At 43.0% G+C, this 18,327-nt stretch carries 13 protein-coding genes and 1 tRNA gene; 1 reads left to right on the forward strand and 13 read right to left on the reverse strand.

Annotated elements, in window-relative coordinates; genetic code table 11:
• Window positions 1-83 precede the first annotated feature (83 nt).
• The 13 genes from fusA to deoC all read right to left on the reverse strand — a co-directional run bounded on the left by fusA (window position 84) and on the right by deoC (window position 16,584).
• A complete protein-coding gene (gene fusA / locus CWC04_RS14225; protein WP_138685749.1) occupies window positions 84-2,198 on the reverse strand; it encodes an elongation factor G in 2,115 nt (704 codons plus the stop codon).
• Between the two features lie 27 nt (window positions 2,199-2,225).
• The gene (gene rpsG, locus CWC04_RS14230) at window positions 2,226-2,696 is read right to left on the reverse strand and encodes a 30S ribosomal protein S7 (protein ID WP_004588211.1); all 471 of its coding nucleotides are present in this window, start codon (window positions 2,694-2,696) and stop codon (window positions 2,226-2,228) included.
• A gap of 97 nt (window positions 2,697-2,793) precedes the next feature.
• On the reverse strand, window positions 2,794-3,168 hold the full coding sequence (rpsL, locus tag CWC04_RS14235; RefSeq protein WP_002958885.1) for a 30S ribosomal protein S12: 375 nt from the start codon (window positions 3,166-3,168) through the stop codon (window positions 2,794-2,796).
• Window positions 3,169-3,361: 193 nt separating this feature from the next.
• The gene (rpoC, locus tag CWC04_RS14240) at window positions 3,362-7,534 is read right to left on the reverse strand and encodes a DNA-directed RNA polymerase subunit beta' (protein ID WP_004588210.1); all 4,173 of its coding nucleotides are present in this window, start codon (window positions 7,532-7,534) and stop codon (window positions 3,362-3,364) included.
• A gap of 104 nt (window positions 7,535-7,638) precedes the next feature.
• Window positions 7,639-11,664: a DNA-directed RNA polymerase subunit beta gene (gene rpoB, locus CWC04_RS14245; protein ID WP_004588209.1), complete on the reverse strand. Its 4,026-nt coding sequence runs from the start codon at window positions 11,662-11,664 to the stop codon at window positions 7,639-7,641.
• Between the two features lie 272 nt (window positions 11,665-11,936).
• A complete protein-coding gene (gene rplL / locus CWC04_RS14250; RefSeq protein WP_004588208.1) occupies window positions 11,937-12,299 on the reverse strand; it encodes a 50S ribosomal protein L7/L12 in 363 nt (120 codons plus the stop codon).
• Window positions 12,300-12,374: 75 nt separating this feature from the next.
• On the reverse strand, window positions 12,375-12,869 hold the full coding sequence (rplJ, locus tag CWC04_RS14255) for a 50S ribosomal protein L10 (RefSeq protein ID WP_004588207.1): 495 nt from the start codon (window positions 12,867-12,869) through the stop codon (window positions 12,375-12,377).
• Window positions 12,870-13,192: 323 nt separating this feature from the next.
• Complete coding sequence (gene rplA / locus CWC04_RS14260; RefSeq protein ID WP_004588206.1) at window positions 13,193-13,897, reverse strand: 50S ribosomal protein L1; 705 nt, start codon at window positions 13,895-13,897, stop codon at window positions 13,193-13,195.
• A 3-nt stretch (window positions 13,898-13,900) separates the two neighbouring features.
• Window positions 13,901-14,329, reverse strand: coding sequence for a 50S ribosomal protein L11 (gene rplK, locus CWC04_RS14265; RefSeq protein ID WP_004588205.1), 429 nt, complete (start codon window positions 14,327-14,329; stop codon window positions 13,901-13,903).
• A 213-nt stretch (window positions 14,330-14,542) separates the two neighbouring features.
• Window positions 14,543-15,100, reverse strand: a complete 558-nt coding sequence (gene nusG / locus CWC04_RS14270) for a transcription termination/antitermination protein NusG (protein ID WP_024032045.1) — start codon at window positions 15,098-15,100, stop codon at window positions 14,543-14,545.
• A 4-nt stretch (window positions 15,101-15,104) separates the two neighbouring features.
• Window positions 15,105-15,482, reverse strand: a complete 378-nt coding sequence (gene secE / locus CWC04_RS14275) for a preprotein translocase subunit SecE (protein WP_004588203.1) — start codon at window positions 15,480-15,482, stop codon at window positions 15,105-15,107.
• Window positions 15,483-15,614: 132 nt separating this feature from the next.
• Window positions 15,615-15,691: transfer RNA gene (locus CWC04_RS14280), tRNA-Trp, on the reverse strand.
• A 149-nt stretch (window positions 15,692-15,840) separates the two neighbouring features.
• On the reverse strand, window positions 15,841-16,584 hold the full coding sequence (deoC, locus tag CWC04_RS14285) for a deoxyribose-phosphate aldolase (RefSeq protein WP_138685750.1): 744 nt from the start codon (window positions 16,582-16,584) through the stop codon (window positions 15,841-15,843).
• Between the two features lie 281 nt (window positions 16,585-16,865).
• Between deoC and cysG the strand changes: the two genes are divergently transcribed.
• Window positions 16,866-18,293 (forward strand): siroheme synthase CysG, encoded by a 1,428-nt coding sequence (cysG, locus tag CWC04_RS14290; protein ID WP_024032043.1) that lies wholly within the window; start codon window positions 16,866-16,868, stop codon window positions 18,291-18,293.
• Window positions 18,294-18,327 lie beyond the last annotated feature (34 nt).

Raw genomic sequence — 18,327 nt, forward strand, 5'->3', positions numbered from 1 at the left:
TTCAAACTTTTCTTTTGCCATCTTAAAAAATTCCTAATTAAGAAATTAAAGCCTGACTCACTATTGAGCCAGACAAGCTAAAATCATATAACAGCGCGAGCTGAAATTATTGTATCTGCAACATTTTTAGAGGCTTCAGCGTACTTCAAAAACTCCATAGAGTAAGAAGCACGGCCCTGTGTTGCAGATCGTAAAGCAGTTGCATAACCAAACATTTCAGAAAGAGGAACCTGAGCATTAACTTGCTTAAGTCCACCTATTGCATCTTCCATGCCTTCGATTATGCCGCGACGACGGTTTAAGTCGCCAACTACATCACCCATGTTTGAGTCAGGAGTGATTACTTCAACCTTCATCATTGGCTCTAAAAGTACAGGGTCAGCTTTAAGCGCCCCAGCTTTCATTGCCATTGAACCTGCAATTTTAAATGCCATTTCATTCGAGTCTACATCATGGAATGAACCATCATATAAAGTCGCTTTAACGCCAAGTAATGGGTAGCCTGCCAGTACACCTTGAGACATTTGCTCTTGGATACCTTTGTCTACCGCAGGGATAAATTCTTTTGGAACCGAACCACCTACAGTTTCGTTAACGAACTCATAAATTGGTGCTTCATCATCCGAAATATCCATCGGTTCAAGTTTAACCCAGACGTGACCATATTGACCACGACCACCTGATTGACGTACAAACTTCCCTTCAACTTCAACAGTTGAACGAATAGCTTCTCGGTATGCAACCTGCGGCTTACCAACGTTACATTCAACACTGAATTCACGTTTCATACGGTCGACAATGATATCAAGGTGAAGTTCACCCATACCAGAGATTATAGTCTGGCCTGATTCTTCGTCAGTTTGTACACGAAAAGACGGATCTTCTGCGGCTAGTTTACCTAGTGCAATACCCATCTTATCTTGGTCAGCGATTGTGCGAGGCTCAACCGCAACAGAGATAACTGGCTCTGGGAACTCCATACGCTCTAGCGTAATGATAGAGTTCGGATCACACAGTGTCTCACCTGTTGTTACGTCTTTAAGACCAATAGCTGCCGCAATATCGCCTGCGTAAACTTCTTTGATCTCTTCACGTGAGTTTGAATGCATCTGTACGATACGACCAAATCGCTCACGCTTACTTTTAACTGGGTTATAAACCGCGTCACCCTGTTTAACAGTACCAGAGTAAACACGGAAAAAGGTTAAAGTGCCAACAAACGGGTCTGTTGCAATTTTAAATGCAAGTGCAGCAAACGGCGCTTTATCATCAGCTGGACGTTCTTCCTCAGTTCCATTTTCTAGGATACCTTGGATTTGTTTCACTTGTGTTGGTGCAGGCATGTATTCAACAACGCCATCAAGCACAGCTTGAACGCCTTTGTTTTTAAATGCACTACCACACGTAATGGGAACAATTTCGTTCGCTAATGTGCGTTGACGTAAGGCAGATTTAATCTCTGCTTCACTTAACTCTTCACCTTCTAAGTACTTATCCATTAGTTCTTCAGAGGCTTCAGCTGCACTTTCAACTAAATGAGAGTGCCATTCTTGAGCGAGCTCTTGAAGTTCTGCCGGTATTGCCTCATAAGAGAAAGTCATACCCTGGTCCGCTTCGTTCCAGTTAATGGCTTTCATTTTTATAAGGTCAATAACACCTTTAAAGTCGTCTTCAGCGCCAATTGGCAACTGGATTGGAACAGGCGTTGCTCCAAGACGAGATTTCACCTGGCCTACAACCGTTAAGAAGTCAGCGCCGGTGCGATCCATTTTATTTACGAAGATCATTCTTGGAACTTCGTATTTGTTCGCTTGGCGCCAAACTGTCTCAGTTTGCGGCTGTACACCTGATGAAGCACAAAGAACAACTACCGCACCATCAAGTACGCGTAAAGAACGCTCTACTTCAATAGTGAAATCTACGTGTCCTGGAGTATCAATAATATTGATACGATGGTCGTCAAATTGCGCGTCCATCCCTTTCCAGAAACACGTTGTTGCAGCAGAAGTGATTGTGATACCACGCTCTTGTTCCTGCTCCATCCAATCCATAGTTGCGGCGCCATCATGTACTTCACCGATCTTATGAGAAAGACCTGTGTAGAACAGAACACGTTCTGTTGTGGTGGTTTTGCCTGCATCTACGTGAGCTACTATGCCGATATTACGGTAGCGCTCAAGTGGAGTTGTACGTGCCATATGATCCTCTTAAAGGTTAAGGACAGATTACCAACGGTAATGTGCGAATGCTTTATTCGCTTCAGCCATACGGTGAACGTCTTCACGTTTCTTAACCGCAGTGCCTTTGTTGTCAGCAGCGTCAACGATTTCTTGAGCTAAACGTAAGCCCATAGATTTTTCGCCACGCTTACGTGCAGCGTCTACTAACCAACGCATACCTAATGCGTTGCGACGTACTGGACGTACTTCAACTGGAACTTGATAAGTTGAACCACCAACACGGCGAGATTTAACCTCTACCTGTGGACGGATGTTATCAAGTGCAGATTCAAAGATTTCTAGGTGCGACTTGCCTGATTTCTCAGCAGCCACGTCTAGCGCACCATAAACAATTTTTTCAGCAGTAGATTTCTTGCCGTCTAACATTACGATGTTAACGAATTTAGCAAGAAGTTCCGATCCGAACTTAGGATCTGGAAGAATTTTACGTTGACCTATTACGCGTCTTCTAGGCATTTTGTATCTCCGGTTTATTCAGGTTTGTCCTTTTGGAACAATCACCCAAAACAATAATTAATAATATTTAGTGCTTGGCCTTACTAACGGAAAACAATTAGCCTTTAGGGCGTTTTGCACCGTATTTAGAACGAGCTTGACGACGGTCGCTAACGCCTGCACAGTCAAGTGCACCACGTACAGTGTGAAAACGCACACCTGGTAAATCTTTAACACGACCACCACGGATTAGGATTACACTGTGCTCTTGAAGGTTATGACCTTCACCACCGATGTATGATGTTACTTCGAAACCGTTAGTTAAACGTACACGAGCTACTTTACGTAACGCTGAGTTTGGTTTCTTAGGTGTAGTTGTATATACGCGAGTACATACACCACGCTTTTGCGGACACGCTTTAAGCGCAGCTGAGTTACTTTTAGTAACCTTGCTACGACGTGGCTTACGCACTAGCTGGTTAATAGTTGCCATTTAAATAGCTCCTGAAATTAAAATTACTACTGAAAAAAATAAAAAAATCCGCCCTTTTTACAAGCTTGTAACATACATGCAAGTAAATGGGTGGCGGAATTTTAATGAGCAAAGTTTAACCTGTCAACCTAAACTCATCGTAAGACAGTAGATAACTGTCTTACGATTTATTAATCTGTTGATTAATAAGAGTTTATTGATTTCCAGATAAATCTGCGTTCAGAGCATCTGTTAGTGCTTGAGTTGCCTCTTCTGCACTTACTGTTTGCTCTTCAACAACTTCACCCTGCTTGCGGCGAGCCATACGGTCTTGGTGATACGCAAAGCCAGTACCGGCTGGGATCAGACGACCCACAATTACGTTTTCTTTCAGACCACGAAGCTCATCGCTCTTACCATTCACTGCGGCATCTGTAAGAACACGTGTTGTTTCTTGGAAAGACGCTGCCGAGATGAAAGATTCGGTTGCTAGTGATGCTTTCGTGATACCCATAAGTTGTATTTCAAACTTCGCTGGGATTTTACCTTGTTTTTCAAGGTCACGATTAGCGATATTTACGCGAGCTACTTCAATTTGCTCACCCGCTAAGAATTCAGTATCACCGCCGTCAAGGATGGTACATTTACGTAGCATCTGACGAATAATTGTTTCAATGTGCTTATCATTGATCTTAACGCCCTGCAAACGGTAAACCTCTTGCACTTCGTTAACAATGTAGTTAGCAACATGAGTCACACCACGTAGGCGTAAGATGTCATGTGGTGATTCAGGACCATCGGCGATAACTTCACCTTTAGACACTTGCTCACCTTCAAACACGTTAAGTTGACGCCACTTAGGAATCATCTCTTCGTAATGATCGCCTTCAGCTGGTGTAATAACTAAACGTTTCTTACCTTTAGTCTCTTTACCGAAGCTAATAGTACCTGTGATTTCAGCTAAGATAGCTGGATCTTTTGGCTTACGTGCTTCAAATAAGTCGGCTACGCGTGGTAGACCACCCGTGATATCACGAGTTTTCGAACCTTCTTGCGGAATACGTGCAAGTACGTCACCTGGGTTTGCTGTAACGCCATCAGTCACTTCAATCGTAGTGAATGAAGGTAGACGTGTTTCTTGCAAGCCGCGCTCTTCACTTTCGATGATAAGCTTAGGCTCTTTCGCATTTACTTTAGCAAGGTCTTTAACAACTACACGGGTTAAGCCGGTTAGTTCATCAGTTTGTGCTTCAGTATTTGAGTCATCAATATCGCTGAACGAGATTTTTGACTTATGCTCAAGAACGATTGGGTGACTATGCGGGTCCCAAGTAGCAACGATGTCGTTACCTTGAACTTCTGCATTGTCTTGTACTGTTAGTACCGCACCGTAAGGTACTTTATAACGCTCTTTTTCACGACCGAAGCTATCAATGATAGTGATTTCAGTTGAACGTGAAGTAATTACAATCTTACCGTCGGTATTAAGTACATACTTAGCGTTATGTAGTTTTAACGTACCGTCAGTTTTAACTTGTACATTATTTTCAGCTGATGCTCTTGATGCCGCACCACCGATGTGGAATGTACGCATCGTAAGCTGTGTACCCGGCTCACCGATTGATTGTGCCGCGATAACACCTACTGATTCACCCGCGTTGATGATATGACCACGTGCAAGGTCACGACCATAACACTTAGCACATACACCAAAGTCGTTATCACAAGTGATAACAGAACGTACGCGAACTTCATCTACTGAGTGCTCTTCTAAAAGGTCACACAGTTTTTCATCAAGCATGATATTACGTTCTACTAATACAGTATCTGTATTAGGGATAACCACAGGCTCAGCTACAACACGACCTAGTACACGTTCGCGAAGTGCTTCTACAACGTCACCACCTTCAATAAGTGGTTTCATTGTTAAGCCATCTTCTGTGCCACAGTCGTCTTCATTGATTACCAAATCTTGTGCAACGTCTACTAGACGACGCGTTAGGTAACCTGAGTTAGCTGTTTTAAGTGCTGTATCGGCAAGACCTTTACGCGCACCGTGCGTTGAGATGAAGTACTGTAGTACGTTTAGACCTTCACGGAAGTTAGCCGTGATTGGCGTCTCGATGATTGAACCATCTGGACGTGCCATTAGACCACGCATACCTGCTAGCTGACGGATCTGAGCGGCACTACCACGAGCACCTGAGTCAGCCATCATAAACACTGAGTTAAATGACGGTTGCTCTTCTTCTTCACCTTTGGCATTGATAACCGTGTCTTTAGACAAGTTGGCCATCATTTCACGTGATAAGTTTTCATTTACACGTGACCAGATATCGATAACTTTATTGTACTTTTCACCAGCCGTTACAAGACCTGATTGGAATTGTTGGTTGATTTCAGTTACTTCAGCTTCAGCTGATTCAATGATTGATGCTTTAACTGGTGGGATAACTAAGTCATCGATACCAATTGAAACACCTGACTTCATTGCGTAGTGGAAACCGGTGTACATAACTTGGTCAGCAAACACAACAGTGTCTTTAAGACCTAGACGACGGTAACACTCGTTTAATAAGCCAGAAATCTGCTTTTTACCTAATGCTTGGTTGATTGACTCAAACGGCATACCTTTAGGTAAAATTAGAGACAGAATTGCACGACCAACAGTAGTGTCGATAAGCGTTACAGTGTCTTCAACAACACCTGCTTCGTTAGTAATTGACTGACTAATACGCACTTTAACGCGCGCGTGAAGTTCTGCGTTACCACTACGGTATGCTTTTTCTGCTTCTTTAGGATCTTTAAATACAATGCCTTCGCCTTTCGCATTAATGCGATCGCGCGTCATGTAGTAAAGACCTAATACAACATCCTGTGAAGGAACGATGATTGGCTCACCATTCGCTGGAGATAGAATGTTGTTAGTAGACATCATTAGTGCACGAGCTTCTAACTGAGCTTCAAGCGTTAACGGTACGTGTACCGCCATTTGGTCACCATCGAAGTCGGCGTTGTAAGCCGCACATACTAATGGGTGTAAATGGATTGCTTTACCTTCAATTAGTACAGGTTCGAACGCTTGGATACCTAAACGGTGAAGTGTAGGTGCACGGTTAAGTAATACTGGATGTTCACGAATTACTTCGTCTAGTACATCCCATACTTCCGCTACTTCGCGCTCTACCATTTTCTTAGCAGCTTTGATTGTCGTAGCCATGCCGCGACGCTCTAATTTGCCATAGATGAATGGTTTGAATAGCTCAAGTGCCATCTTCTTAGGAAGACCACATTGGTGAAGCTTAAGTGTAGGACCAACCGTGATTACAGAACGGCCAGAGTAATCTACACGCTTACCAAGTAAGTTCTGACGGAAACGACCTTGCTTACCCTTGATCATATCAGCAAGAGATTTAAGCGGACGCTTGTTAGAACCTGTAATTGCACGACCACGACGACCGTTATCAAGTAGCGCATCTACCGCTTCTTGTAACATACGTTTTTCGTTGCGTACGATAATATCTGGTGCAGCTAAATCTAATAGACGCTTAAGACGGTTATTACGGTTAATAACACGACGGTAAAGGTCGTTTAGATCAGATGTCGCAAAACGACCACCGTCTAGTGGTACTAATGGACGTAAGTCAGGTGGCAATACTGGAAGTACTGTCATGATCATCCACTCAGGGTTATTACCTGATTGGTGGAACGATTCCATTAACTTAAGACGCTTAGTGATCTTTTTACGCTTCGTTTCAGAGTTAATTGTTGGTAACTCTTCACGCATTTCTGCAATTAATTGGCCAAGATCAAGTTCACGAAGCAAGTCTAATACTGCTTCTGCACCCATCTTAGCTTCAAACTCATCACCGTGCTCTTCAAGTGCATCTAGGTATTCTTCTTCACCTAATAGTTGACCACGCTCAAGCGTTGTCATACCAGGCTCAGTTACTACGAATGATTCGAAGTAAAGAACACGTTCAATATCACGAAGTGTCATATCAAGCATTAAGCCAATACGAGACGGTAATGATTTTAAAAACCATATATGTGCTACTGGGCTCGCAAGGTCGATATGACCCATACGATCACGACGCACTTTTGTAAGTGTAACTTCAACGCCACACTTCTCACAGATCACACCACGGTGTTTAAGGCGTTTATATTTACCACATAAACACTCATAATCTTTCACTGGGCCGAAAATACGGGCACAGAATAAGCCATCGCGCTCAGGCTTGAAAGTACGGTAGTTAATAGTCTCAGGTTTCTTTACTTCACCGTATGACCATGAACGAACCATGTCTGGTGAAGCAAGACCAATGCGAATTGCATCGAATTCTTCGGTCTTATTTTGTTGCTTCAGAAACTTAAGTAAGTCTTTCACCTTAGCTCTCCTGTCGGAGTTAATCTTGAGGGCGGATAATCTCGCCCCTACATTCTATTCAGCCGTAACAGATGCTGCAGGATTAACTGCAGCATCTAATTGGCTTAATTTTCTTCCAACTCGATGTTGATACCCAGTGAGCGGATTTCTTTCAACAATACGTTGAACGATTCTGGCATACCTGGTTCCATTTTATGGTTACCATCAACGATGTTTTTATACATCTTAGTACGACCGTTCACGTCATCCGATTTCACTGTTAGCATTTCTTGTAGAGTGTAAGCAGCACCGTAAGCTTCAAGTGCCCATACTTCCATCTCACCAAAACGCTGGCCACCGAACTGTGCTTTACCACCCAGCGGCTGCTGAGTAACAAGGCTGTAAGAACCAGTAGAACGTGCGTGCATCTTATCGTCAACCAAGTGGTTAAGTTTAAGCATGTACATGTAACCAACAGTTACTTGACGTTCAAACTGATCGCCAGTACGGCCATCATAGAGTGTAACCTGACCACTTCTTGGGTATCCACCAAGCTCTAGCATGTCTTTGATTTCGTCTTCTTTAGCGCCATCAAATGCAGGAGTAGCGATTGGTAAACCACCTTTTAAGTTATCAGCTAAACGACGAATTTCATCATCAGAGAAGCTAGCAATATCTACTTCTTGACGAGATTCACCGATTTCGTAAGCTTGCTTGATGAATTCACGTAGCTCATGTAGCTCACGTTGTTCCTTCATCATTTCCTCTAAGCGCTCACCAATACCACGTGCAGCTAGACCCATATGTGTTTCAAGGATCTGACCGATGTTCATTCGTGATGGTACACCTAGTGGATTTAGTACGATATCTACCGTACGACCTTTATCATCGTATGGCATATCTTCTACTGGTACGATAGTCGAGATAACACCTTTGTTACCGTGACGACCCGCCATTTTATCACCCGGTTGGATACGACGTTTAACAGCTAGGTATACTTTAACAATCTTAAGTACGCCTGGTGCTAAGTCATCACCTTGAGTAATTTTACGACGTTTGTTTTCAAACTTCTTATCGTATTCAGCTTTAAGCTCATCGTACTGTGCAGCTAGTTGCTCAAGTTCAGCTTGCTTGTCTTCTTGTGCAAGGCTTTGAGTAAGTAGCTTTTCAGCATTTAGTGACGCTAAGTTGTCTTCATCGAAGCCTGCTGCAGCTAGTAGCTTGCGAGCACGGTCTAATACACCAGCTTCTAGAATACGGAACTCTTCGTTGAAGTCTTTCTTCGCTTCGCGAAGCTGCATGTCTTCAACTTCTAACGCACGCTTATCTTTTTCAACACCATCACGGGTGAAAACTTGTACGTCAATTACAGTACCAGTTACAGAGTTTGGTACACGTAAAGAGCTGTCTTTAACGTCAGACGCTTTTTCGCCGAAGATAGCACGCAGTAGCTTCTCTTCAGGTGTTAATTGCGTCTCGCCTTTCGGAGTCACTTTACCTACTAGGATATCGCCGCCTTTAACTTCAGCACCAATATAAACAACGCCTGATTCATCAAGCTTGCCTAGCGCAGACTCACCCACATTCGGGATATCTGCAGTGATCTCTTCAGGACCTAATTTAGTATCACGGGCAACACACTGTAGTTCTTGAATGTGGATAGTCGTTAGACGATCTTCTTCAACTACGCGCTCTGATAGTAAGATTGAATCCTCGAAGTTATAACCGTTCCATGGCATGAATGCCACGCGAAGGTTTTGACCAAGGGCTAAGTCACCTAAGTCAGTCGAAGGACCATCTGCTAACACGTCACCACGAGTAACCGGTTCACCAACCATGCACGTTGGTTTTTGGTTAATACATGTATTTTGGTTAGAACGTGTGTATTTAGTAAGGTTGTAAATATCGATGCCCGCTTCACCAGGAATACGCTCATCGTCATGTACGTTTACAACGATGCGGCTAGCATCGGCGTACATTACTTCACCACCACGTTTAGCAACAATCGTTACACCAGAATCTTTCGCTAGTGTTAACTCAATACCTGTACCTACTAACGGCTTATCCGCTTTCAATGTTGGTACTGCTTGACGTTGCATGTTTGAACCCATCAATGCACGGTTAGCATCATCGTGTTCTAGGAACGGGATAAGTGCTGCCGCTACAGAGATCACCTGTTGTGGTGATACATCCATATATTGCTGGTCCATGCGACCCATAAAGGTAGATTCACCTTTGTGACGACACGGAATAAGTTCATCAACAAACTCATTGGTTTCAGTTAAGTTTGAGTTCGCCTGTGCGATAACAAACTGACCTTCTTCAATGGCTGATAAATAATCAACTTCATCAGTTACTACACCATCTACCACTTTACGGTAAGGTGTTTCTAAGAAACCGTAATCATTTGTACGTGCGTACGTAGATAACGAGTTAATTAGACCGATGTTTGGACCCTCAGGAGTCTCGATTGGACATACGCGACCATAGTGAGTTACGTGAACGTCACGTACTTCAAAGCCAGCGCGCTCACGCGTTAGACCGCCCGGACCTAATGCAGAAATACGACGCTTATGCGTTACTTCTGATAGCGGGTTATTTTGGTCCATAAACTGTGATAACTGAGACGAGCCGAAGAACTCTTTAACCGCTGCCGAAATAGGCTTAGCGTTAATAAGATCTTGTGGCATTATCGCGTCAAGGTCACCTAAGCTTAAACGCTCACGTACAGCACGTTCTACACGTACTAGACCAACACGGAATTGGTTCTCAGCCATTTCGCCAACACTACGTATACGACGGTTGCCTAAGTGGTCAATATCATCAACATCGCCTTGACCGTTACGAATAGCAATTAATACTTTCATAACAGACACGATGTCTTCTTTGCTTAATGTGCCAGGGCCTGTGTCTGTATCGTAACCAACACGGCTATTGAACTTCATACGACCTACTGTAGATAAGTCATAACGTTCTTCAGAGAAGAATAAGTTCTCGAATAAGGCTTCAGCCGCGTCTTTCGTCGGTGGCTCGCCTGGGCGCATCATGCGGTAAATTTCTACTAATGCTTCTAAACGGTTGCTAGACGAGTCAATATTTAATGTATTTGACATGTAAGCGCCGCTGTCCACTTCATTGATGTATAACGTCTCAATTTTAGTGTGACCTGCTTTAACCAATTCAGCCATCAACTCTAGTGATAGCTCGTCATTAGCGTTTGCAATAACTTCACCTGTTGACTCATCAACATAGTTTTTAGCTACAATACGGCCAATGATGTACTCATGTGGTACTTCTAATTGATTAATGCCTTTTTTCTCGATGCTCTTGATGTGGCGAGCCGTAATACGACGACCGCTTTCAACAAGTACTTCACCGTCTTCGCCTTTGATATCAAAAGCGGCAGTTTCACCACGTAAACGTGAAGGCACAAGTTCCATAAGAACTTTACCGTCAGTTACTTCAAACGCGGTAGTATCGAAGAACATATCTAAGATTTCTTCGCTAGAGTACTCAAGTGCACGTAAAATAATAGACGCCGGTAATTTACGACGACGGTCTATACGTACATATAAGTTATCTTTTGCATCAAATTCGAAGTCTAACCATGAACCACGGTAAGGTATAACGCGTGCGTTATATAATACTTTACCCGATGAATGGGTTTTACCGCGGTCGTTATCAAAGAATACACCAGGGCTACGGTGTAGCTGAGAAACGATAACACGCTCTGTACCATTGATTACAAAAGTACCGGTATCAGTCATGAGCGGAATTTCGCCCATGTAAACTTCTTGCTCTTTAATGTCTTTAACTGTGCCTGGAGCTTCTTTGTCCATAACTACAAGACGCAGTTTCACGCGAAGTGGAGCAGAATAAGTCACACCGCGAATTTGACATTCTTTTACATCGAATACTGGCTCACCAATACGATAACTTACGTATTGAAGCTCAGAATTTCCCGAGTAGCTTTTAATAGGGAACACAGAACGGAAGGCTGCTTCCAAACCATGATCGCCATCAGCGTCTGGGACTAAGAATTTTTTAAACGATTCTAACTGTGTCGACAGTAAGAAAGGTATATCCAAAACTTGTGGACGTTTACCAAAATCCTTACGGATACGTTTCTTTTCAGAATAAGAGTAAGCCATGGGGTTCCTCAGCTTGCTGATCTTTGACCCGACCTGTTCTTGTAAGAACAGACTTAACTGGCATCTATGCCAAGATTTACAACATTTAATTGTTGTTCTAATTAACTCCGCCTTAGCAACACTAGCAAACTATAAAGCGTTGAAAGTAAAGAGAAAATCAGATTTTATTTGAGCTACAGGAATACATAACTCTATAGCGCAAAAAGGCCGGTGATTAAATAATCACCAGCCCTTGCCTGATTACTCAGGCAGCGAACCTAGCGTGAGCTAGATTACTTAACCTCAACTTCAGCACCAGCTTCAGTAAGGTCTTTTTGAAGTGCTTCAGCTTCTTCTTTAGATACACCTTCTTTGATAGGTGCAGGAGCAGCTTCAACAAGAGCTTTCGCTTCTTTAAGGCCTAGGCCTGTTGCGCTACGTACAGCTTTGATTGCCGCAACCTTGTTAGCGCCAGCGCCAGTAAGGATTACGTCAAATTCAGTTTTCTCTTCAGCAGCTTCAGCAGCAGGACCTGCTACCATAGCAGCTGCAGCAGTTACGCCGAATTTTTCTTCCATTGCTTCAACAAGAGCAACAACGTCCATTACTGACATTTCAGCAATTGCGTCAAGGATTTGGTCTTTAGTTACAGACATTACAAATTTCCTAATAATTAACGGACTCTAGGTCCAAATAAATTTACACCGAAAGAGAGGTTAAACAGCTTAAAATTAAGCAGCTTGCTCTTCTTTCTGTACACGTACTGCTTCAATTGTTTTACACAATTTGCCAGCAGACGCTTCTTTCATAGCGCTCATTAAGCGTGCAACAGCTTCATCGTATGTAGGTAATGTAGCAAGCATTGCTGCGTCTACGATGTTACCTTCAAAAGCGGCCGTTTTAAGCTCAAATTTCTCATTCTTTTTCGCGAAATCTGAAAAGATACGCGCAGCAGCACCTGGGTGCTCTGATGAGAAAGCGATTAAGCTTGGACCAACTAACGAATCAGATAGACATTCAAATTCAGTACCTTCAACAGCACGTTTTGCTAGAGTGTTACGAACAACTTTCATCCATACACCAGCTTCACGAGCTTCTTTACGAAGGGCTGTAATTGCGCCTACTGCTACACCACGAGAATCTGCAACAACTGCAGAAAGAGCACCATTGGCTGCTTCGTTGACTTCAGCAACAATTGCTTTTTTGCCTTGAAGATTTAAAGCCATGGGTGTTACTCCTGGTTTAATGGGTCACCGACACTCGGCTTCCCTGTTTTACTCTTCCCTATCAACAAACTTGATAGAGATGCTTTTTACGGCGAGAGCCAGAAGAGATTAGGAAAAATCTATCTGGGGATTCACACCGTCTACGTAGGTAATATTAAGGCCGAAGCCGCCTACGGTCTTGGACGGAAGCCCAATTTATCGCATCACTCAAGAGCTTAGCGAAATTATGGACTTCAACCCGAATTCTTTACTTGTTAAATAATAAATTATTCAACAAAATGGCGCAAAATTATAGTACAAATTTCACGCCATGTAAACACCTATTAAGCTACAGAAGTGCTTAAAGTGTTTTGGTCAACAGCAACACCTGCGCCCATTGTTGTAGAGATGGTTACTTTCTTAACGTAAACACCTTTAGCTTGAGAAGGTTTAGCCTTCTTAAGCGCAACGATTAGAGCTTCAAGGTTTTGTTGAAGTTGCTCAGCAGTGAAATCAACCTTACCGATAGTAGTATGGATGATACCATTTTTGTCATTACGGTAACGTACTTGACCTGCTTTCGCATTTTTAACTGCTTCTGCAACGTTAGGCGTTACAGTACCAGTTTTAGGGTTAGGCATAAGACCACGTGGACCTAAGATTTGACCTAGTTGACCAACAACACGCATAGCGTCTGGTGATGCAACAACAACGTCAAAATCCATCTCGCCTTTCTTAACTAGTTCAGCAAGATCTTCCATGCCTACTAATTCAGCACCGGCTTCTTTTGCAGCTTCTGCATTAGCGCCTTGAGTGAATACAGCAACACGAACATCACGACCAGTACCGTTAGGTAGTACAGTTGCACCACGAACGTTCTGGTCAGATTTACGAGCGTCAATACCAAGGTTAACAGCAACGTCAACACTTTCTACGAATTTAGCTGTCGCTAACTCTTTTAAAAGAGCAACTGCTTCATTGATTTCGTAATCTTTAGTTACTTCCACTTTTTCGCGGATAGTACGCATACGTTTAGTTAATTTAGCCATTTCTTAGTCCTCTACGTTCAAGCCCATCGCACGCGCAGAACCTGCGATAGTGCGAACCGCAGCGTCCATATCAGCCGCTGTAAGGTCAGCTCGTTTTGTCTCAACGATCTCTTCAAGTTGAGCACGAGTTACTGTGCCTACTTTTTCAGTGTTAGGACGGCCTGAGCCTGATTTGATACCAGCAGCTTTCTTAAGTAAGTAAGCAGCAGGTGGCGTTTTCATATCGAACGTAAATGAACGGTCACCGTAAACAGAGATCACTACAGGAACTGGAGCGCCTTTTTCGATAGACTCTGTACGCGCGTTAAACGCTTTACAGAATTCCATGATGTTTACACCGTGTTGACCTAGTGCAGGACCTACTGGAGGACTAGGATTAGCCATACCAGCGGCAACTTGTAGCTTGATTAAAGCTTCAACTTTTTTAGCCATTATAAATACCTCATTTGGTGGGTCTTAGCCTTGTGCGCGCGAGGACGCGTACTCTAACGGCTTCCCAGTTTAAAAATTGGTTTCGTACTTTTTGCGAGCAAAAATAAATTTTTGCCTTAATACAAAAAGGCCGCTGATTATAAGTTAATCAGCGGCCTTTTTCAAGCTTCGTGCCAAAATTTAAGTAAATAATGGCGAAGCTTTTTTTATCAATTACTTATCTTGTTCAACTTGACCAAATTCAAGTTCAACCGGTGTAGAACGACCAAAAATAAGTACCGACACTTTCACGCGGCTCTTTTCGTAGTCAACTTCTTCAACAACACCGCTAAAGTCAGCAAATGGACCATCAGTAACACGCACAACTTCACCTGGCTCAAATAATGTAGCTGGTTTAGGTGCTTCAGCGTTTTCTTGCAGACGGTTAAGAATGCGCTCTGCTTCTTTAGAACTAATAGGCGCTGGGCGGTCAGAAGTACCACCAATAAAGCCCATTACACGTTCAGTGCTGTTCACTAAGTGCCAGCTTGCATCGTTCATGTCCATTTGTACTAGTACGTAACCTGGGAAGAATTTACGCTCAGATTTACGCTTTTGACCAGCGCGCATCTCAACAACTTCTTCTGTTGGTACTAATATTTCACCAAAGCTCTCTTCAAGACCTTCAATTTTAATGTGCTCTGATAACGTTTGCGCTACACGCTTTTCGTAACCAGAGAATGCTTGTACAACGTACCAGCGTAATTTAATTTCTTTGTTCTCATCCGACATGGGATCAGATCTCCAATCCAGTTAAAAAGCCTACAGCGCGGAATAAAATGCCATCTAATCCCCAAAGGATAAGCGCCATAATCACTGTTGCAACCATTACGATTAATGTCGTGTGGGTAGTTTCTTGACGCGTTGGCCAAACAACTTTACGTACTTCAATGCGTGCTTCTTTAGCAAATGCTAAAAAGTCACGGCCTTTAGCGGTTTGCGAGGCAATACCTAAACCTGCTGCTATAGCAACCACAACGCCAATTGCACGTAGTAATACAGACTGATCTGCAAACATGTGATTACCAACAACTGCGCCTGCAAGTAGCGCGATTGCTACTAACCACTTTACCGACTCCATCGCACTTGATGGTGTTTCTACATTCGTGCTCATAATATTATTACCTTAACTACAGACACAACAACCCTACACAACGGCAGGGTTAATCCATTAAAATCTAAACTTAAAAACAGACTTATTTAAACCGATTTTTAACCCCAGACTTACTCAACTTATGAGTAAAAATGGCAGGGGCGGAGAGATTCGAACTCCCAACCGTCGGTTTTGGAGACCGCTGTTCTACCAATTGGAACTACGCCCCTGCAAAGTGGATGCCTATTATACTTACGCAAATCATTAACACAAGCCTAAAAGATACCCACATAGGAAAATCTAATTAATTAATTCCATTATTGTTTCGCCTGCCAATCATTTACTCTCTTATATAAAGGCGTAGTGCTTAATTTAATGGTTATTTTTCTAATACTTTATATACATCACTTAGTAAGCTTGATGCGCCAAACCTAAATGTAGCGGCCTGTAAGTAGTCATCGCCCATAATTGAGCGTGTCAGTGCTAAATACTCCTTTACATCAGTAACAGTTTTAACTCCGCCTGCGGCTTTAAAGCCAACAACCTTACCCGACTCTTTAATAGCGCTGAGCATCACGTTTGTTGCGTCAAGCGTTGCATTTACAGCCACTTTACCTGTGCTGGTTTTTACAAAATCAGCCCCGCCTTGAATAGCTAAGTTTGTAGCTTTAGTGATTAGCTCTGCAGTTTTAAGTTCGCCACTTTCTATAATTATTTTTAATTGCGCTTTTGTACCACAGGCTTTTTTGCTTTGAGTTACATACTCAAGCACTTTGCTGTGCTCGCCAGCAATAAGTGCTTTATACGGGATCACTAAATCTATTTCGTCCGCGCCGCGCTCAATTGCTATCAGTGTTTCGTTTATCACATCGCTCAGTGGTGCATCACCACTAGGAAAATTTGTAACCGTTGCTACTTTTACATGGTTAAGCTCACGCGCAGCCAATGCTATTTTTGCATCATCTACAAAATCACTGTAAACGCATACTGCAGCAGGCGTGCCCAATTTAGGGTTAATACTATTTACAAGCTGCTGAATATCACTGGCCGTGTCTGAGGTGTTTAGGCTTGTTAAATCCATAAGCGACACAGCTAAGTGTGCATCGTTGTGTTGTTCAGTCATACGTAATCCCTTTAAGTAGGCGATAAATTAGGTTTAGCCCCATAGTAACAAATTAACGTAATCTCGCTATAGCTCATAACCAAACACTATAAGCACATTATTTTGCGTGTAATGCGCGTTAATCCCCTATAGATTAAGGCTTAAACCTAAAACAACCACCTATTATAACTTTTGGTTATATAAACTTGGTTTTAATTATTTTTTACTTACTAGTGCGCGCTATATTCTGCCACCTGCTCACTAGCGTTTTATTTTAGATTTTACTTAGAGGTGTTAACCACGTGCAGTATTTACCTATCTTTACCAAACTCGACAACAAACCTGTGCTGGTTGTTGGCGGTGGAGAGGTCGCATTACGCAAATGTCGCGCGTTTTTAAAAGCCCGCGCAAATGTAACCTTAGTGGCACCTTGGTTTTGTGATGAACTAAAAGAACATGCACAAAACAATGAAGTAACGCTTATTGATGCCTATTTTGATGAGTCGCACCTTGATGGCAAAATGCTGGTTATAGCAGCCACAGACTTAGACGAAGTAAACAACAATGTATTTGAGCTAGCTAACGCACGCAATGTATTTGTAAATGTGGTTGATGACCAACCTAAATGTACGTTTATATTCCCATCAATTGTAGACCGTGACCCAATAACCATTGCTATTTCAAGTGCAGGCACCGCGCCAGTACTTGCTCGGCGACTACGTGAAAAGCTCGAAACGTTAATCCCACAACACATTGGCCCACTGGCTACTTTAGTTGGCAGTTTTAGAGACAAAGTAAAACAGCGCTTTAAGCACTTTGCCGATCGCCGCCAATTTTGGGAAGGCGTGTTTGATTCATCAGTCGTAAGCAAAGTGCAAACAGGTAATACCGATGCAGCACAAGCACAACTAGAGCAAATGCTTGATGCCAAAGCCGAGCCAGAAGGCGAAGTGTATGTAGTGGGTGCAGGTCCAGGCGACCCTGAGCTTTTAACACTTAAAGCATTGCAGTTAATGCAGCAAGCCGATGTCGTTGTATACGACTATTTAGTGTCTGATGAAATTATGGAATTAGTACGCCGTGATGCCGATTTAGTTTGCGTAGGCAAGCGTATGGGCGATCACAGTGTAGCGCAAGAAGATACCAACCAAATGCTGGTTGATTTTGCCAAGCAAGGCAAAAAAGTATGCCGCATTAAAGGCGGCGACCCATTTATTTACGGCCGTGGTGGCGAAGAAGTACAAGTACTGGCTGCCAATAACGTTAATTATCAAATAGTACCGGGTATAACTGCCGCCGCTGGTTGTAGCGCGTATGCGGGTATTCCGCTTACTCATCGCGACCACGCACAAGCCATCCAGTTTGTAACAGGGCATTGTAAAAAAGATGGCCAAGAACTCGATTGGCAATCGCTTGCTAAAGCGCATCAAACTTTAGCTATTTATATGGGCGTTATTAAATCGCCACATATACAGGCTCAGCTTTTAAAACATGGGCGTAGCGCTAATACGCCAGTTGCCATAATCGAAAACGGCACGCGTAAAAACCAGCGTGTTGTTACGGGGCAATTAGGTGAGCTTGCAGATTTAATAGAGCGCAACAGTGTGGTATCGCCAGCATTACTTATTATTGGCGAAGTAGCCGCCCTGCACTCGCAGCTTGCATGGTTTGGCCAAAACGAGCAAACCAGTAGCTTTGCTCAGCCGCTAACCGGCGTATCAAATACATAATTATATTTTACTTAATCACTTTTAATCATTTTAG

This window comes from Pseudoalteromonas sp. S2893 (genome assembly GCF_005887105.1).
In the GTDB taxonomy this organism is placed as follows: domain Bacteria; phylum Pseudomonadota; class Gammaproteobacteria; order Enterobacterales; family Alteromonadaceae; genus Pseudoalteromonas; species Pseudoalteromonas atlantica.

What these genes read in the sequence shown, in the direction of transcription:
- fusA (WP_138685749.1), bottom strand. Translation starts at nt 2,198, where the DNA reads ATGGCACGTACAACTCCACTTGAGCGCTACCGTAATATCGGCATAGTA.
- rpsG (WP_004588211.1), bottom strand. Translation starts at nt 2,696, where the DNA reads ATGCCTAGAAGACGCGTAATAGGTCAACGTAAAATTCTTCCAGATCCT.
- rpsL (WP_002958885.1), bottom strand. Translation starts at nt 3,168, where the DNA reads ATGGCAACTATTAACCAGCTAGTGCGTAAGCCACGTCGTAGCAAGGTT.
- rpoB (WP_004588209.1), bottom strand. Translation starts at nt 11,664, where the DNA reads ATGGCTTACTCTTATTCTGAAAAGAAACGTATCCGTAAGGATTTTGGT.
- rplL (WP_004588208.1), bottom strand. Translation starts at nt 12,299, where the DNA reads ATGTCTGTAACTAAAGACCAAATCCTTGACGCAATTGCTGAAATGTCA.
- rplJ (WP_004588207.1), bottom strand. Translation starts at nt 12,869, where the DNA reads ATGGCTTTAAATCTTCAAGGCAAAAAAGCAATTGTTGCTGAAGTCAAC.
- rplA (WP_004588206.1), bottom strand. Translation starts at nt 13,897, where the DNA reads ATGGCTAAATTAACTAAACGTATGCGTACTATCCGCGAAAAAGTGGAA.
- rplK (WP_004588205.1), bottom strand. Translation starts at nt 14,329, where the DNA reads ATGGCTAAAAAAGTTGAAGCTTTAATCAAGCTACAAGTTGCCGCTGGT.
- nusG (WP_024032045.1), bottom strand. Translation starts at nt 15,100, where the DNA reads ATGTCGGATGAGAACAAAGAAATTAAATTACGCTGGTACGTTGTACAA.
- secE (WP_004588203.1), bottom strand. Translation starts at nt 15,482, where the DNA reads ATGAGCACGAATGTAGAAACACCATCAAGTGCGATGGAGTCGGTAAAG.
- deoC (WP_138685750.1), bottom strand. Translation starts at nt 16,584, where the DNA reads ATGACTGAACAACACAACGATGCACACTTAGCTGTGTCGCTTATGGAT.